Origin of the sequence: Siccirubricoccus phaeus, assembly GCF_008360935.1 — a bacterium.
GTDB lineage: Bacteria > Pseudomonadota > Alphaproteobacteria > Acetobacterales > Acetobacteraceae > Siccirubricoccus > Siccirubricoccus phaeus.
In genome coordinates this window covers 1-16,149 of record NZ_SRXO01000001.1, presented here as the reverse complement: position 1 = coordinate 16,149, position 16,149 = coordinate 1, and the positions used below count along the sequence as shown (strand labels likewise).

The window sequence follows — 16,149 nt, the reverse complement described above, 5'->3', positions numbered from 1 at the left end:
TCGCCGAGCGCAGGCGAGGTGAAACCGCCCTAGCCGCTGACGCCGTCTCTCTACCCCACCGACACCGCCAGGCGTTCCACGGCCGCCGCGCGGCCGATCAGGGGCAGCAGCGTCTTCAGGTCCGGGCCGTGTTCCTCGCCGGTCAGGGCCAGGCGCAGCGGCAGGAACAGCGCCTTGCCCTTCCTGCCCGTGCTGGCCTTCAGCGCGGCCGTCCAGGCACCCCAGGTCTCCTCGTCCCAGGGCTCCGGCGGCAGCGCCGCCAGCGCGGCGCGCAGGAACTCACCCTCCTCCGGCTGCGGCGGCGGCACGATGCGGCCGCGCACCACCTCGAACCAGGTCTTCGCCTCGCCCAGCAGATCCAGATTCTCCCGGATCGCCAGCCAGAACGCCTCGTCCGCCCCCTCCGGCAGCCGGTCGCGCACGCTCTCGAAGCTCGCGCCATGCAGATGCCGGCGGTTCAGCGCCAGAAGCTGCTGCACGTCGAACCGCGCCGGCGATTTGCTGATGCCGGTCATGTCGAAGCCGGCCACCAGCGCCGCCGGCAGGGCCGGCACCGGGTCCCGCGGCGTGCCGAGCGCGGCCAGGTAGCCGGAAAGCGCCGCCGGCTCCACCCCGTCCCGCCGCAATTGCCGCAGGGAAAGCGAGCCCAGCCGCTTGGAGAGCGGCCCGCCATCCGAATCGGTCAGCAGCGGCAGATGCGCGAAGGAGAGCGCCCGCACCTCCCCCCCCAGCGCCGCCCAGATATCGAGCTGCACGCCGGTATTCGTCACATGATCCTCGCCCCGGATGATGTGGGTGACGCCGCCTTCCAGGTCATCCACCACGCTGGTGAAGGTGTAGAGCGGCGAGCCATCCGCCCGCACCAGCACCGGGTCCGACAGGGCGGCAAGCTTCACCGCCCGCCGCCCCAGCACCCCGTCCTGCCATTCCCGCTGCATGCCGGAGAGCTTGAAGCGCCAATAGGGCAGCTTGCCATTGGCCAGCGCGCGGGAGAGCTGCTCCGGCGTCATCTTCAGCGCGCCGCGGTCGTAAATGGGCGGCTTGCCCTGGCGCAGAAGCTGCTCGCGCTTGGCCCGCAGCTCCTCCTCGCTTTCGAAGCAGGGGTAGAGATGGCCGCTGGCCTTCAGCCGCTCGGCGGCGGCGGCGTAGCGGTCCAGGCGGTCGGACTGGCGGAAGCTCTCATCCCAGTCCAGCCCCATCCAGCGCAGATCCTCCTCCAGCGCCACGGCGTATTCGGGCTTGCTGCGCTCGGTGTCGGTGTCGTCCAGGCGGAGCAGGACGGCGCCGCCGCGCTGGCGGGCGAACAGCCAATTCACCAGGGCGGCGCGGGCATTGCCGACATGCAGCAACCCGGTGGGGGATGGGGCGAAGCGGAGTTTCATGCGCGGTGCGATGCCTGTTGGCGGCGGCTATGTCCAGGGTTGAGGGGGACGCCGTCCCCCTCAAACTCCCCCTGCCAAGGGCCGAAGGGCCCTTGGAACCCTTGAGTCGTGCAGTTGAACCGTCGGGTCTGAACTCATGGTTTCCAAAGGCCCTTCGGCCTTTGGCGGGGCGAGCTCGAGAGGGGCGGCGCCCCTCTCGACACCCTCTCAGATCCGATAAGCCTGCCTCGCCAGCAGCTTCCAGTCGCTGCCTTCCTTGGTCCAGACCTGCATCACCCCGATCCGCACCGGCGCCGGCTGGCCGCCGCTCAGCGTCTCCCCCACCAGCAGGTGCCGCACGATGGCGTTGCCGCCCGCCACCTGGATGCTCTGATCCTGCAGGGTGATGCTGCGGAAGACGCTGGTCTTGTTCACCAGCGCGTCGATGAATTCCTCCCGCGTTTCGATCTTGCCGGCGGAATGGCCGTAGCTCAGCGTTGCCGCGGTCAGCGCTTCCAGCTTCGCCCGGTCGGGCTGCAGCATGGCGGCGGTCAGGGCGTGCACCGCCTGGGCCACCGCCTGCTGGTCACCCTGCTGCGCCGCGGCGGGCCGCGCCGCCAGCCATGCGCCAGCGACGGCCAGGGCCGCGGCTTGCCTGCGTTCGATCATCTGCATTTCCTCCCTGGCCGTTGGCCGGCCGCGGGAAGTGTAACGCGACTCAGCGCCCGAGCGACGCCCGGTGGCGACCTGCCAGCTCCACATAATGCGGCGCCGTTTTGTCGAAATTAGCGCGCTGCTCCTCGCTCAGCACGCGCACCAGGGTCGCCGGATTGCCCATCCACAGCTCGTAGCGGCCGATGCGCTTGCGCGGCGGCAGCACGGAGCCGGCGGCGAGCACCCCGCCCTCCTCGATCACCGCCTCATCCAGCACCGTGGCGCCCATGCCGACGAAGGCGCGGTTCATCAGCGTGCAGGCATGGATGATGGCGGCGTGGCCCACCGTGACGTCGTCGCCGATGACGGTCGCCTGGGTGCCGGCATTCACATGGATGATGGTGCCGTCCTGGATGTTCACCCCGCGGCCGATGCGGATGAAGTTGGTGTCCCCGCGCAGCACGCAGTGGTACCAGATGTTGGACTTCTCCCCGATCGTGACGTCGCCGATGACGGCGGCGGTCGGCGCCACGAAGGCGCTCGGGTCCACCGCGGGGCGCTTGCCCTCGAAGGGGTAGAGCGGGCCGGTGACGACCGGCGCGTTATGGTCCATGGAGGTTCCTCTTCCCGTTCGTGGCCGCCGGCGGCCTGGTCTCCGCCGGCGGTCTGGCCGCCACGCCGCTGGCGGCGGCGTCTCTCCTCATGCGCCGCCTGGGGCGGCGGTTGCTCCCCGTCCGCCTGCGGCCGCGTACTTCCTCCTTCGCCGCCCCCGGCGGCGTGGCCTCCCGTTGGCCGCCCGGGGGGGCCGCCCGGGGGCCGCTCGGGGCGGCAGCTCGCCAGCCACCGCCCGCGGCCCGGCCCTACTCCGCCGCCGCCGGCAGCGTGGTCTCCACCGCAATGCCGAGCATGAGGCCGATATTCTGCACCGCCGCGCCCGACGCCCCCTTGCCGAGATTGTCGTAGCGCGCCGTCAGGATGGCCTGGCCGCGCGCCGCATTGCCATGCACCCGCAGCTCCAGCCGGTTGGTGTTGTTCAGCGCCTGCGGCTCCAGCTTCGCCGTCGCCGGCACCACGGAGACATATTCGCTGCCGGCATAACGCGAAGCCAGCACGGCTTCCAGGTCGGCGGGGGCTGGGTTGCCGTTCAGCGTATCGAGATGCAGCGGGATGCAGTCGATCATCCCCTGGCGGAAATCGCCCACCGAGGGCACGAAGATCGGCCGCCGCGTCAGCCCGCCATAGAGCTGCAGCTCGGCGATGTGCTTGTGCTCCAGCCCGAGGCCATACAGCTCGAAATCCGGCGCGGTGCGGCTTTCATAGGCGGCGATCATGGCGTTGCCGCCGCCGGAATAGCCGGAGACGGCGTTGACCGTCACCGGATGGTCGGCGGGCATGATCCCGGCCTCGACCAGCGGCCGCAGCAGCAGGATGGCGCCGGTCGGGTAGCAGCCGGGGTTGGAGACGCGCGGCGCGGCGGCGATCTTCGCCGGCTGGTCGGGCGTCAGCTCCGGCAGGCCATAGGCCCAGCCCGGGTCCACCCGGTGGGCGCTGCTGGCATCCAGCAGCCGCGGCGCCTTCCCGCCCAGCGAAGCCGCCAGCGCCACGCTCTCCTTCGCCGCCTCGTCCGGCAGGCAGAGCACGACCAGATCGACCTCGGCCATCAGCGCGCGGCGCGCTTCCGGGTCCTTGCGGCGGGCGGGGTCGATGGAACGGACCTCGACCTGCGGCAGGATGGCCAGCCGCTCGCGGATCTGCAGGCCGGTAGTGCCGGCCTCGCCATCGATGAACACCGTCGGGACCTTGGTCATGGTCTGCCCCTCCTCTAGTGTCCTGCCCGCGAAGTTCGCTGGATTCCAGCGAACGCAGCGGACAAGCAGGCCACTGAAAACAAAAGCTTGTGTCCTGCCCGCGAAGTTCGCTGGATTTCCGGCGAACGTCGCGGACAAGCAGGCCACTGAAAACAAAAGCCAGTGGCCCGGAAACGAAGTCCGCAGGACTTCGGAAGCGGGACACCAAGGTGCATTTGCCGCCCAACGCGGCGCAAAAAGCAAGAGGGGCGGACCCTGCGGGCCCGCCCCTCCGTATGACGATCCTGAGTCGGACCGGCGCCGACCGGCGCCCGCCCCGGTCAGCGCTTGCTGAACTGGAAGGAACGTCGGGCCTTCGCCTTGCCGTACTTCTTCCGCTCCACCACGCGCGGGTCGCGGGTGAGGAAGCCGGCCTTCTTGAGGATCGGGCGCAGCCCCGGCTCGTAATGCGTCAGCGCGCGGGAGATGCCGTGCCGCACCGCGCCAGCCTGGCCGGAGAGGCCGCCGCCGGTGACGGTCGCGATGACGTCGAATTGCTGGTAGCGGTCGGCCACCAGGAAGGGCTGGGTGATCAGCATCCGCAGCACCGGCCGGGCGAAATACCGGCCGATCGGCTTGTCGTTGATGGTGATGGTGCCCTTGCCCGGCTTCACCCACACCCGCGCCACCGCATCCTTCCGGCGGCCGGTGGCGTAGCTGCGGCCGAAGGCGTCGCGCTTCGGCTCCCGCACCATGGGGGCCTCGCCGGCGGCCGGGGTGCCCTGCACCAGGGTCCGCAGATCGGCCAGCGTGCCGGTCAGCGGGGTGCCGGCCGGTTCGGTGCCCGGCTGCGGGGCGCTCGTCTGCTCGCTCATCGCCTCAGGCCACCTTCTTCACGCCAGCGACATTCTTGCGGTTCATCCCCGCCACATCCAGCGCCACCGGCTGCTGGCCGGCATGCGGATGCTCCGGCCCGGCATAGACATGCAGGTTCTTCATCTGCTTCCGGCCGAGCGGGCCGCGGGTGATCATCCGCTCCACCGCCTTCTCGATCACGCGCTCCGGGTGCTTGCCTTCCAGGCGTTCGCGCACCGTGCGTTCCTTGATGCCGCCGGGGTAGCCGGTGTGCCAGTAGAACACGGATTGCTCCGCCTTCTGGCCGGTCACCTTCACCTTGTCGGCGTTGACCACGATGACATGGTCGCCGCAATCGACATGCGGGGTGAATTGCGGCTTGTGCTTGCCGCGCAGGCGGTTGGCGATGATGGCGGCGAGGCGGCCGAGCACCAGCCCTTCCGCATCCACCACCACCCAGCCTTTCTTGACCTCCGCCGGCTTCAGCGAGCGGGTCTCAGTCTGCAACATGGGTCCAAAGGTCCGTATCGGGGACAGGGCGCGGTGTATGGCGCGCGAGGGCGGGCAGGTCAAGCGGAAGTCACGGTTTTTCGCGGCTTTTCCTCATGCGGTATCGGGATACCGTGATGCCGGCGCGGCCCAGCCCGTCAGCGCGACGGCCCGCAGCGCCTGGCGCACCGGCCGCTCGATCTCCCAGAACTGCCCCAGCCAGAGATCATCCGCATCCCGCCGGAAGGGCGCCAGGCCGGACCAGGAATAGAGGGTCAGCTCCCCCACCCGGATCCCCGCCGGGACATTGTAGAGATCGACCCGCAGATGGTCGGTGCCGGCGGCCAGGGCCTCGGCCATCTCCACCATGCGGCCGCGACGCTCCGGCGCGGGCAGGGGCAAGGAGGCCGGCGGGTATTCCAGCTCCATCCGCAGCCTGTGCCAGCCGCGGTCGTAATACTCCCGCGCCCAGCCGGCGCCGGGGCCGAGGGAAAGGGTAGTCTGGATCATCCGCACCCGGCCGGAGAAGGTGAAGAGCCGGTGCTCCACCGGCGGCCCACCCCCCTCCCCGGCCAGGAAGCGCTCCGCCATCAATCGGCGGGGGATGCCGAAATAGCCCGGCTCCGCCATCTGGGTGCCGTGGCAATAGGCCAGCCAGTCCCGGGCAGCGGCGCGCAGGGCGGGGATGTCCGGTGCGCCCGTCACCACCACGTGGCGGCCGCTGGCATGGCTCGGCTTCAGCACATAGGGCGGGTCCAGCCGCTCGAAGGGAATCGCCTCGGCCGCAGCGCCGGACCAGAGGAGCGGGATCAGCACCTCCTCCCCCAGCCGGGCGGCGACGTAGCCGCGCACCGCCAGCTTGTCGGAGAAGACCGCGAAGCGGGGGTCGCGCTGGAACAGCTTGCGCCACTGCATCTTCTCGGAGAAGCGGCGGGGGCGGAGCAGGTCCGGCAGCCGGCCATGGCGGTGCCGGTACATGGCGCGCACCTGGGCGATGGCATCGCGCCAGGCCGCCATTCGGGGCGGCAGGGGAAGGCGGATCGGGGGCACCCGGCAGGTCCTTTTGCTCCCGGTATGGCGCGGATCGCCGCCCGAGGCCAGGGGCAAGACACGCCGCCCGGGCATGCCCCCTGCCGCAAGCTTCGTATCCAGCCCGCGGCTTATCCCTTACCTTCCCGGGCCAGGCCCCGGGCGGTAAAGGCCGGAAGCCAGGGCAGGCTGCGCCCATAACGCGGAGAGACGAACGTGACCGAGACGCCCCCGAAACGCGGCCTGGCCCGCGGCGCCGCCAATTACGGCGACCCGGATTTCGCCCTCTACCTCCGCCGCAGCTTCGCGAGTTCCATGGGCTATTCCCGGGCGGCGCTGGAGAAGCCGGTGGTCGGCATCGCCGACACCGCCTCCGACTACAATAATTGCCACCGGACGGTGCCGGAGCTGGTGCAGGCGGTGAAGCGCGGGGTGATGCTGGCCGGCGGGCTGCCGCTGGCCTTCCCCACCGTCAGCCTCTGCGAGCCCTCGCTGACGCCGACTTCCATGCATTACCGCAACCTGATGGCGCTGGACACGGAGGCGATGCTCTCCGCCCAGCCCATGGACGCCGCGGTGCTGGTCGGCGGCTGCGACAAGACGGTGCCGGCGCAGCTCATGGCCGCGGCCAGCGCCGATGTGCCGAGCGTGATGCTCGTCACCGGCCCGATGCTGGCGCAGAAATTCGAGGGCGAAAGGCTCTCCGCCTGCACCGATTGCCGGCGCTACTGGGCGCGCTACCGGGCGGGCGACGTCCCGGCCGAGCGGATCGGCGAGATCGAGGGCAAGCTGGCCACCACCGCCGGCACCTGCGGCGTGATGGGCACCGCCTCCACCATGGCGTGCCTGGCGGCGACCCTCGGCTTCATGCCGCTGATGGCAGCGAGCGCGCCGGCGGTGCATGCGGACCGGCTGCGCATGGCGGAGGAGGCGGGGGCGCTGGCGGTGCGCCTCATCACCCATCCGGTGAAGCCTTCCGAGCTCATCACCGAGCAGAGCGTGGAGAATGCGCTGCGCGTGCTGCTCTCCCTCGGCGGCTCCACCAATGCGCTGATCCACCTGACGGCGATCGCCGGGCGTGCGGGGGTGAAGATCGACCTGAAGCGGCTGGACGCGCTGAGCGAAGAGACGCCGGTGCTGGTGGATTTGAAGCCCACCGGCGAGGGCTACATGGAAGACTTCCACTCGGCCGGGGGCATGGTGGCGCTGCTGCGGGAGCTGCGCGACCTGCTGCACCTGGACTGCAAGGATCTCTACGGCCGGACGCTGGCGGAGCAGCTCGACGCGGCGCCGCCCTTCGTGGACCGCACCATCATCCATGCCCGGGACAATCCGGTGAGTCCCGTGGGCGGGCTGGTCTCGCTCTTCGGCTCCCTGGCGCCGGATGGCGCCATTCTCAAGCGCAGCGCCGCCACCGCCTCGCTGTTCGAGACGGAGGCGCGCTGCGTGGTGTTCGACGGGCTGGAAGACCTGGCGCGGCGGATCGACGACGACGCGCTGGAGGTGGCGAAGGACGACATCCTCATCCTGAAGAATGCCGGGCCGCTGACGCCGGCCGGCATGCCGGAAGCGGGCTACCTGCCCATCCCGAAGAAGCTGGCCCGCGCCGGGGTGAAGGACATGGTACGGATGAGCGATTGCCGCATGTCCGGCACCGCCTTCGGCACCATCGTGCTGCACATCTCGCCGGAAGCGGCGGCCGGCGGGCCGCTGGGGCTGGTGGAAACCGGGGACAGGGTGCGGCTTTCGGTGAAGGAGCGGCGGCTGGACCTGCTGGTGGCGGAGGACGTGCTCGCCCGGCGGCGGGCCGCCTGGGCGCCGCCGGCCAAGCCGAAGCGGGGGTGGGACAAGTTGCTGCACGAACAGGTACTGCAGGCGCCGGAAGGGGTGGATATGGCCTTCCTGCGGCCGGAAGGCAGATGACCGGGGATGCGGCCTGGAGGCGCGACCTTGCCGCCTGGTTCGCCGCTCAGCCGGTCGAGTTCTATCCCAAGGGCGAGGGGGTTGCGGATGGGCCGATACGCGTGGCCGGCTGGTACGTCGACCCGTACTGCCATCCGCTCTGTTGCCCGCCCTATGGGCCGTTCCGCACCGAGGCGGCGGCGCGCGACTGGTCGCAGAGGCTGGGTACGGCAATTGCCCAAGGCGACGACGCCGCGGAAATCGCGCTGGACGACGAGGCCTGCGGGCCGGGAAGCTTGCGCGTTCCGCCGCGCCGGCGGATGACTGACGCTTCCGCAGGTCCGAGGCCCCCATGCCAATCCTGAACCGCATCGCCGAATTCCACCCCGAGATGACCGCCTGGCGGCAGGATTTCCACGCCCACCCGGAAATCGCCTTCGAGGAAGTGCGGACCAGCCGGATCGTCGCCGAGAAGCTCAAGGAATTCGGCGTTGACGAGATCATCACCGGCATCGCCAAAACCGGCGTGGTGGGCGTGATCCGCGGCCAGGGCAACAGCAGCCGCGCCATCGGGCTGCGGGCGGATATGGACGCGCTGCCCATCGCCGAGCAGACGGGGCTGCCGCATGCCTCCACCGTGCCGGGGAAGATGCATGCCTGCGGCCATGACGGGCACACCACCATGCTGCTCGGTGCCGCGAAATACCTAGCGGAGACCCGGAATTTCGACGGCACCGTCTACCTGATCTTCCAGCCGGCCGAGGAGTCCGGCGGCGGCGGCAACGTCATGGTGCAGGAGAAGCTGTTCGAGCGCTTCCCCATGGAGCGCGTCTTCGGCATGCACAATTGGCCGGGCGCGCCGGAAGGGCTGTTCCTGTGGAAGACCGGGCCGGTGATGGCGGCGACGGCGCAGATCGAGGTGGTGATCGAGGGCAAGGGCGCGCATGGCGCCATGCCGCATCAGGGCAACGACCCGGTGGTGATCGCGGCGCAGCTCGTCTCCGCGCTGCAAAGCGTGGTGGCGCGGAACGTGGAGCCGGTGGAGAGCGGCGTCATCACCATCGGCCATATCCAGGGCGGCGACACCTGGAACGTCATCCCGCAGAACGTCACGCTGCGCGGCACCGCCCGCTGGTTCAAGCCGGAGGTGGGCGATCTGCTGGAGGAGAAATTCCTGGCGCTCGCCACCGGCATCCCGGCGGCCTTCGGCGCCACCGCCAAGGCGGTGTTCGACCGCGGCTACCCCGCCACGGTGAATGAGGAGACCAGCACGCAGCTCGCGGTGAAGGCGGCCGAGGCGGTGGCCGGCGCAGGGAAGGTGCAGGAGATGCCGAAGCCCACCATGGGCGGCGAGGATTTCTCCTTCATGCTCAATGCCAAGGATGGCTGCTACCTCATGCTCGGGGCCGGCCGCAGCCCTGCCGACCCGCAGGTCCACCACCCGAAATACGATTTCAACGACGCGGTGTTGCCGGTCGGCGCCAGCTACTGGGCGACGCTGGCGGAGCAATTGCTGCCCCGGTCGTAGTCGGGTCCGCCGTCCAACCCACGGGTCCAAGACTCGGAGCGGGGTCCGGGGAGGAGTATCCTCCCCGGCGGGGAGCGAACGCATGCGTTCGATGGGGGCAGAGCCCCCTGCCGGGGCGTTGGGGCGGAGCCCCTACTTCAGCGCCTCAGCCTGGCGATGGTATTTGTCGTGGACCGCCCCGGCACCAACTCGATCAGCGCCACCTCCCCCCCGGCCGCCTGCACCACGTCGGCGCCGACCACCTGCTCGACGGTATAGTCCGCCCCTTTCACCAGCACGTCCGGCAGCAGCAGGCGGATCAGCTCCAGCGGCGTATCCTCGCCGAACCCCACCACCGCGTCCACGGACGCCAAAGCCGAGATCACCGCCGCCCGGTCGGCCAGGCTGTTCACGGGCCTTTCCGGCCCTTTCAGCCGCGCCACGCTGGCATCCGTGTTCAGCCCCACCACCAGCCGGTCGCAGCGCCGCCGCGCCCCGCGCAGCAGCGCCACATGCCCGGCGTGGAGGATGTCGAAGCAGCCATTGGTGAAGCCGACGCGCAGCCCATGCGCCTTCCACTCCGCCACCAGCCGCTGCGCCGCCGCCCAGTCCAGCAGCGCCTCCTCCCCCGGGGCGGAGCCGCTGCCGGCGCGCAGCGCATGTGCCAGCTCATCCGCGCTGACCGTCGCGGTGCCGAGCTTGCCGACGACGATGCCGGCCGCGGCATTGGCGATGCCCACCGCCTCCTCCAGCGTCTTGCCCGCGGCATGGGCCAGGGCAAGGGTGGCGATGACCGTATCCCCGGCGCCGGAGACGTCGAACACCTCCCGCGCCTCGGCCGGGACGCTGGTGGCGGGGCCGCCGGCGCGGACCAGCATCATCCCCTTCTCCGCCCGGGTGCAGAGCAGGGCGGGCAGGCCGGCATCCGCCATCGCCTGGCGGGCAGCCGCCTCCACCTCGGCCTCCGTGCCCGCGGGCGCGCGGGCGGCGCGGGCCAGTTCTCGGGCATTGGGCGTCAGGCAGTCGGCGCCGCGGTAGAGGCCGAAATCCTCGCTTTTCGGGTCGGCGAAGACCGGCACGCCGCGCGCCCTGGCCGCCTGGATGGCGGCGGCGATGACGCCGGGCGCCAGCACCCCCTTGGCGTAGTCGGAGAGGATCAGCGCGGCGCAGCCCGGCAGCGCCGCCTCCACCGCGGCCACCAGGGCGGCGGCATCGGCGGCATCGGCCGGCCCCGTCACCTCGTCATCGATGCGCACCACCTGCTGGGTGCCGGCGATGACGCGCATCTTGCAGATGGTCGGGCGGCTGGCGCTGGTGACCAGCGCATCCTCGATGCCGGCATCCTCCGCCAGCAGCGCCCGGCATTCCATCGCGGCGACATCCTGGCCGACCAACCCGACCAGCACCGCCCGGCCGCCGAGGGCGGAGATATTCCGCGCCACATTGCCCGCCCCGCCCGGCATGGCGCGGGCCCGGCGCTGGCGCAGCACGGGCACCGGCGCTTCGGGCGAGATCCGCTCCACCTCCCCGTAGAGGAAGCGGTCGAGCATGACGTCGCCGAGGACGAGGATGCGGATGGCGCCGAAATCGAGCATGGCGCGGCATAGCCCCGCGCCCCCCGAAAAGGCAACGGCGCGGCAGGTTGCCCCGCCGCGCCGCCACAACTACCGCCCCGGGGCGTCCCCGCCCCGCGGCCGGACCGCCTGCCTCAGGCGCTCTTCGCCATGATCTCGTCCGCGATGTTGCGCGGCACCGGATCATAGTGGTGGAACTGCATGGAGAAGCTGGCGCGGCCCTTGGTCATGCCCCGCAGGTTGGAGATGTAGCCGAACATCTCCTTCAGCGGCACATGCGCCCGGACGATGACCGAGGTGCCGGCCATGTCCTGGCTCTGGATCACGCCGCGGCGGCGGTTCAGGTCGCCGACGACGTCGCCGACATGGTCCTGCGGGGTGGTCACCTCCACATCCATGATCGGCTCCAGGATCACCGGGCCGGCCTTCTTCATGCCCTCGCGGAAGCAGGCCTTGGCGGCGATCTCGAAGGCCAGCGCGCTCGAGTCGACGTCGTGGTACTTGCCGTCCGTCAGGGTGTACTTGAAGTCAACCGTCGGGAAGCCGGCCAGCACGCCGGTATCGGCCTGGACCTTGATGCCCTTCTCGACCGCCGGGATGTATTCCTTCGGCACCGAGCCGCCGACCACGGCGTTGACGAATTCGATGCCCTCGTTCCGCTTCTTCGGCTCGAAGGTGATCTTCACCTCGGCGAACTGGCCGGAGCCGCCCGACTGCTTCTTGTGGGTGTAGGTCTCGGTGTGGCTGCGCGTGATGGTCTCGCGATAGGCCACCTGCGGCGCGCCGATATTGGCGTCCACGCCGTATTCCCGCTTCAGCCGGTCGATGATGATCTCGAGATGCAGCTCGCCCATGCCGGAAAGGATGGTCTGGCCGGTCTCCTGATCCGTGCGCAGGCGCAGGCTGGGATCCTCGCCCGCCAGCTTCTGCAGGCCGAGCGTCATCTTCTCGATGCCGTCCTTGGTCTTCGGCTCGACGGAGATGTCGATGACCGGGACCGGGAAGGCCATGCGCTCCAGCACCACCGGGTCGTCCTGGGCCGCCAGGGTGTCGCCCGTGCCGGTGTCCTTCAGCCCGACGAAGGCCGCGATGTCGCCGGCGAAGACCTCCTTGATCTCCTCGCGCTTGTCGGCGTGCATCTGGAACATGCGGCCGACGCGTTCCTTGTGGCCCTTGGTGGTGTTCAGCACCTGGTCGCCGGAACGCAGCACCCCGCGATAGACGCGGACGAAGGTGAGGTTGCCGTATTTGTCGTTGATGATCTTGAAGGCGAGGCCGGCGAAGGGCCCGTCCTCGGTCGCCGGGATCACGCGGCGATCGGCATTCTCATCCTCGCCCTCTTCCGGCGCGACCTTGATGCCCTCGACATCCACCGGGCTCGGCAGGTAGTCGATGACGGCGTCGAGCAGCGGCTGCACGCCCTTGTTCTTGAAGGCGGTGCCGCAGAGGACGGGGCGGAATTCGCCGCTGATCGTGCCCTTCTTGATGGCGCGCTTCAGCAGGTCGAGGGGGAGGTCGCCCTCCTCGAGATATTTCTCCATCGCCTCGTCATCCGCGCCGGCCGCCGTCTCCAGCAGCTTCTCGCGGTACTCGGCGGCCTGGTCGGCCAGGTCGGCGGGGATGTCGGTGTACTCGAATTTCGCGCCGAGCTCGTCGCCCTTCCAGATGATGGCGCGCATCTCGACCAGGTCGACGACGCCCTGGAAGGTGTCCTCGGCGCCGATCGGGAGCTGGAGGGTGACCCAGTTGATGCCGAGCTTCTCCGTCAGCGTCGCCGCGGCGCGGTAGAAATCGGCGCCGGTCCGGTCCAGCTTGTTGACGAAGATCAGGCGCGGGACGTTGTAGCGGTCCGCCAGGCGCCAATTGGTCTCCGACTGCGGCTGCACGCCGGCCACGCCCTCGATGATGAAGACGGCGCCGTCCAGCACGCGCAGCGACCGGTTCACCTCGATGTTGAAATCGATGTGGCCGGGCGTGTCGATGATGTTGATCCGGTGGTCGTTCCACTCGGCGGTGACGGCGGCGGAGGTAATGGTGATGCCCCGCTCCCGCTCCTGCGCCATGTAGTCGGTGGTGGTGTTGCCGTCATGCACCTCACCGATCCGGTGGGACTTGCCGGTGTAGTACAGGATCCGCTCGGTCGTCGTCGTCTTGCCGGCGTCGATATGCGCCGTGATGCCGATGTTGCGGATGCGGTCGAGCGGGGTACGCGCCACGATGGGCCTCCATAGGCGAAGGCGGGCCCGGCCATCCGGTCCTCCCGGGTCCGGCCCCGAAAGGACCTTCCCCAGCACCGGTGCCGCCCGCCGAACGGTCTGACTCGTCGGAGTGGTATCGGGGGTGCAGATGCCCCCTCCGGCGGCGATTTGCAAGCGGGAAGTCGGGGAAAATGGGCCGGTGTACCGGGCGCGCCACGCCGGATGGGCAGCGCTGAGCGCCGATATCCGCAGGGCGCAAAGCCGCGGCCTGCGACCGCCCCTGGCGGAGATGCCGCTTCCCGCCCCGGTGCCGGCGCCCTACCCGAACAGCTTCATGGCGATCTGCGCCACATGCCTGCCCTGGAACCGCGCCAACTCCAGCTCATTCGTGCTGGGCTGCCGTTCCCCCTTGCCGCCGGCGATGGTGGTGGCGCCATAGGGCGTGCCGCCCGTCACCTCGTCCAGCTTCGTCAGCCCCTCAGCGCTGTAGGGCAGGCCGACGATGACCATGCCATGATGCAGCAGCATGGTGTGCACCGCCATCAGCGTCGTCTCCTGCCCGCCATGCTGGCTGGCGGTGGAGCTGAAGGCGCTGCCGACCTTGCCGACCAGCGTCCCCTTGGCCCAGAGCCCGCCGGTCTGGTCCCAGAATTGCGCCATCTGCGCCGCCATGCGGCCATAGCGCGTCGGCACGCCGATGATGATGGCGTCGTAGCGGTCCAGCTCCTGCGGGTCGGCCAGCGGCGCCGTCTGGTTCACCTTGGCGCCGGATTTTTCCAGCACCTCCTGCGGCACCAATTCCGCCACGCGCTTGACCACCACCTCGGCGCCCGCCGCGCGGACGCCTTCGGCAACGGCGCCGGCCATGGTCTCGACATGGCCGTACATGGAATAATAGAGCACCAGCACGCGGGCCATGGGCTGCCTCCTTCGCGATTGCCCATCCTACGCGCGGCGCGGCCAGGCGATGCCTTCAGCGCCGCGTTACCGCAGCATGCGCTCGCTTTCGGCCTGGGTGGCGAGGCGGCGATGCAGGGCGTGATGGCCGGCGGCCGCCGCCAGATCGGCGGCGGTGCGGCCCTGCCGGTCGCGCAGGGCGGGGTCGGCGCCATGCTCCAGCAGCAGCGCCACCGCTTCCTCCTGGCCGGCCGCGGCGGCTGCCATCAGGGCGGTGGGCGGGCCGGCCGGGTCGCCCTCCGGCTGGGCGACGCCGCCGGCCTGCAGCAGCAGGCGCAGCACCGCCACCCGGCCATGCCGGGCGGCCAGCACCACCGGGTCCGCGCCGTCGCCGCGGCCCGGGGCGGCGAGGCCGGGCTCCGCCGCCAGCATCGCCTGCACCCTTGCCGCATCGCCCGCCATGACGGCCTGCCGGAACTGTGCCTCGCTGCCCATCGTGCCCTCCCTCTCCCGGGGGAAACGCGGCTGGCGCGCCAGGGATCGGGGGGCTGGCGCCCGATGCCGGGGTCGCGGCAGGGCCGCCCTCCATCCTGTCTCGTCGCCCCTGAGGGGCACGCGCTGGCCGGGAAAGGGCTCCCACCGGCCAGCCCTGGCGCCGATGGGGCCCTCGCCCCATCTGCAGCGCCATGCCCCTGCCCCGTCGCGCCGCCCTCGCCTCCGCCCTGCTGCTCGCCGCGGCGCCGGGCCGGGCGGCGGCGCCGGACCCCGCTTTGCTCGCCCAGGGCCTCGCCATGGCGGAGGCGACGCCGCATCTCCGCACCCTCGCCATCGCCCAGGGTGGCCAGATGGTGGTGGAGCGCGCCTGGCACGGGGCCAGCCTGACCGCCCCGACCAACATCAAATCCGCCGCCAAGACCATCATCGCCACCCTGGCCGGCATCGCCGCCGCCCGCGGCGTCTTCGCCCTGGATGACCGGATCGCCCCCATCCTCGGCCGGCTGGTGCCGGCGGCGGCCGACAGGCTGGTCCAGCAGATCACCATCCGCCACCTGCTCGGCATGCGGGCGGGGCTGGAGAGCACCTCCGGCCCCCTCTATGGCCGCTGGATCGCCAGCCGGAACTGGCTGGGCTTCGCCCTCACCCGCCCCTTCGTCGAGGCGCCGGGCGGCCGCATGGTCTATTCCACCGGGACCAGCCATATCCTCGGCGCGGTGCTGGCGCGGGCCACCGGGCAGAGCCTGCACCGGCTGGCGCAGAGCTGGCTCGGCACGCCGCTCGGCTTCGCCGTGCCGGACTGGCCGCGCGACCCGCAGGGCTTCCATTTCGGCGGCAACAACATGGCGCTGTCGCCGGCGGCACTGATGCGTTTCGGTGAATGCTGTCTGGCGCAGGGCCGTGACCGCGGGCGGCAGGTCATCCCCGCGGCCTTCCTGGAGGAGGCCTGGCAGCCCGCCACCCGCTCCGCCTATAGCGGCCAGCTCTACGGCCTCGGCTGGTGGGTGGGTGAGGCGGCGGAGGAGCCCATGGTCTTCGCCTGGGGCTATGGCGGGCAGATGGTCTATCTGCTGCCGCGGCTCGGCCTGACGGTGGTGATGACCTCGGAGGCCGAGGTCCCGCGGGTGCCGGGCCAGGTCCTCACCCGCCACGCCCTGCTCGAACACCTCCTGCCCGCCTTCACCGCCTGAGCGGGAGACGGATGCGAAGCGGACGGGCGGCGTGATCGGGAACCGCCTGGGTGGATCGGGGGCTCTGCCCCCGAACCCCCGCCGGGGCCAGGACCTGGCCCCGGACCCCGGTCTGAATTTCAGACCCGACGATTGAACCTGCCGACTCACACCGGGGTCCGGGGGGTGGTCCACCCCCCGGCGGGAGTGCAGAGGGCAGCGCCCTCTGCTG

Annotated in this window: 15 protein-coding genes; 4 read left to right on the top strand and 11 right to left on the bottom strand. The window is 70.7% G+C overall.

Annotated elements, in window-relative coordinates; translation table 11 throughout:
- Positions 1-50 precede the first annotated feature (50 nt).
- From gltX to E5N76_RS00045, 7 genes are all read right to left on the bottom strand, one after another.
- On the bottom strand, positions 51-1,382 hold the full coding sequence (gene gltX, locus E5N76_RS00075; protein ID WP_149535267.1) for a glutamate--tRNA ligase: 1,332 nt from the start codon (positions 1,380-1,382) through the stop codon (positions 51-53).
- Between the two features lie 207 nt (positions 1,383-1,589).
- The gene (locus E5N76_RS00070; RefSeq protein ID WP_207791818.1) at positions 1,590-2,030 is read right to left on the bottom strand and encodes a nuclear transport factor 2 family protein; all 441 of its coding nucleotides are present in this window, start codon (positions 2,028-2,030) and stop codon (positions 1,590-1,592) included.
- Between the two features lie 49 nt (positions 2,031-2,079).
- A complete protein-coding gene (locus E5N76_RS00065; protein ID WP_149535265.1) occupies positions 2,080-2,628 on the bottom strand; it encodes a gamma carbonic anhydrase family protein in 549 nt (182 codons plus the stop codon).
- A gap of 247 nt (positions 2,629-2,875) precedes the next feature.
- The gene (gene argC, locus E5N76_RS00060; protein ID WP_149535264.1) at positions 2,876-3,823 is read right to left on the bottom strand and encodes an N-acetyl-gamma-glutamyl-phosphate reductase; all 948 of its coding nucleotides are present in this window, start codon (positions 3,821-3,823) and stop codon (positions 2,876-2,878) included.
- Positions 3,824-4,143: 320 nt separating this feature from the next.
- A complete protein-coding gene (gene rpsI, locus E5N76_RS00055) occupies positions 4,144-4,677 on the bottom strand; it encodes a 30S ribosomal protein S9 (RefSeq protein ID WP_149535263.1) in 534 nt (177 codons plus the stop codon).
- Positions 4,678-4,681: 4 nt separating this feature from the next.
- Positions 4,682-5,167, bottom strand: a complete 486-nt coding sequence (gene rplM / locus E5N76_RS00050) for a 50S ribosomal protein L13 (RefSeq protein WP_149535262.1) — start codon at positions 5,165-5,167, stop codon at positions 4,682-4,684.
- Between the two features lie 93 nt (positions 5,168-5,260).
- Positions 5,261-6,163, bottom strand: a complete 903-nt coding sequence (locus E5N76_RS00045; RefSeq protein ID WP_187829876.1) for an ATP-grasp fold amidoligase family protein — start codon at positions 6,161-6,163, stop codon at positions 5,261-5,263.
- Between the two features lie 228 nt (positions 6,164-6,391).
- Between E5N76_RS00045 and E5N76_RS00040 the strand changes: the two genes are divergently transcribed.
- Genes E5N76_RS00040 through E5N76_RS00030 form a run of 3 tightly spaced genes read left to right on the top strand, consistent with a single transcriptional unit; the run spans position 6,392 to position 9,605 of the window.
- A complete protein-coding gene (locus tag E5N76_RS00040; RefSeq protein ID WP_149535260.1) occupies positions 6,392-8,098 on the top strand; it encodes a dihydroxy-acid dehydratase in 1,707 nt (568 codons plus the stop codon).
- On the top strand, positions 8,095-8,442 hold the full coding sequence (locus tag E5N76_RS00035) for a hypothetical protein (RefSeq protein WP_149535259.1): 348 nt from the start codon (positions 8,095-8,097) through the stop codon (positions 8,440-8,442). Before E5N76_RS00040 ends, E5N76_RS00035 begins: the two co-directional genes overlap by 4 nt.
- Positions 8,430-9,605, top strand: coding sequence for a M20 aminoacylase family protein (locus tag E5N76_RS00030; protein ID WP_149535258.1), 1,176 nt, complete (start codon positions 8,430-8,432; stop codon positions 9,603-9,605). Before E5N76_RS00035 ends, E5N76_RS00030 begins: the two co-directional genes overlap by 13 nt.
- A gap of 137 nt (positions 9,606-9,742) precedes the next feature.
- On the opposite strand, the gene hldE is transcribed toward E5N76_RS00030, so the two are convergent.
- The 4 genes from hldE to E5N76_RS00010 all read right to left on the bottom strand — a co-directional run bounded on the left by hldE (position 9,743) and on the right by E5N76_RS00010 (position 14,748).
- Positions 9,743-11,179: a bifunctional D-glycero-beta-D-manno-heptose-7-phosphate kinase/D-glycero-beta-D-manno-heptose 1-phosphate adenylyltransferase HldE gene (gene hldE, locus E5N76_RS00025; protein ID WP_149535257.1), complete on the bottom strand. Its 1,437-nt coding sequence runs from the start codon at positions 11,177-11,179 to the stop codon at positions 9,743-9,745.
- Positions 11,180-11,292: 113 nt separating this feature from the next.
- On the bottom strand, positions 11,293-13,374 hold the full coding sequence (fusA, locus tag E5N76_RS00020; protein WP_149535256.1) for an elongation factor G: 2,082 nt from the start codon (positions 13,372-13,374) through the stop codon (positions 11,293-11,295).
- 300 nt (positions 13,375-13,674) lie between these two features.
- Complete coding sequence (wrbA, locus tag E5N76_RS00015) at positions 13,675-14,274, bottom strand: NAD(P)H:quinone oxidoreductase (protein ID WP_149535255.1); 600 nt, start codon at positions 14,272-14,274, stop codon at positions 13,675-13,677.
- A 66-nt stretch (positions 14,275-14,340) separates the two neighbouring features.
- A complete protein-coding gene (locus E5N76_RS00010; RefSeq protein ID WP_149535254.1) occupies positions 14,341-14,748 on the bottom strand; it encodes an ankyrin repeat domain-containing protein in 408 nt (135 codons plus the stop codon).
- Positions 14,749-14,939: 191 nt separating this feature from the next.
- Between E5N76_RS00010 and E5N76_RS00005 the strand changes: the two genes are divergently transcribed.
- Positions 14,940-15,938 carry a serine hydrolase domain-containing protein gene (locus E5N76_RS00005; protein WP_149535253.1) on the top strand — a complete coding sequence of 333 codons (999 nt, stop codon included), beginning with the start codon at positions 14,940-14,942 and terminating at the stop codon, positions 15,936-15,938.
- Positions 15,939-16,149: the final 211 nt, after the last annotated feature.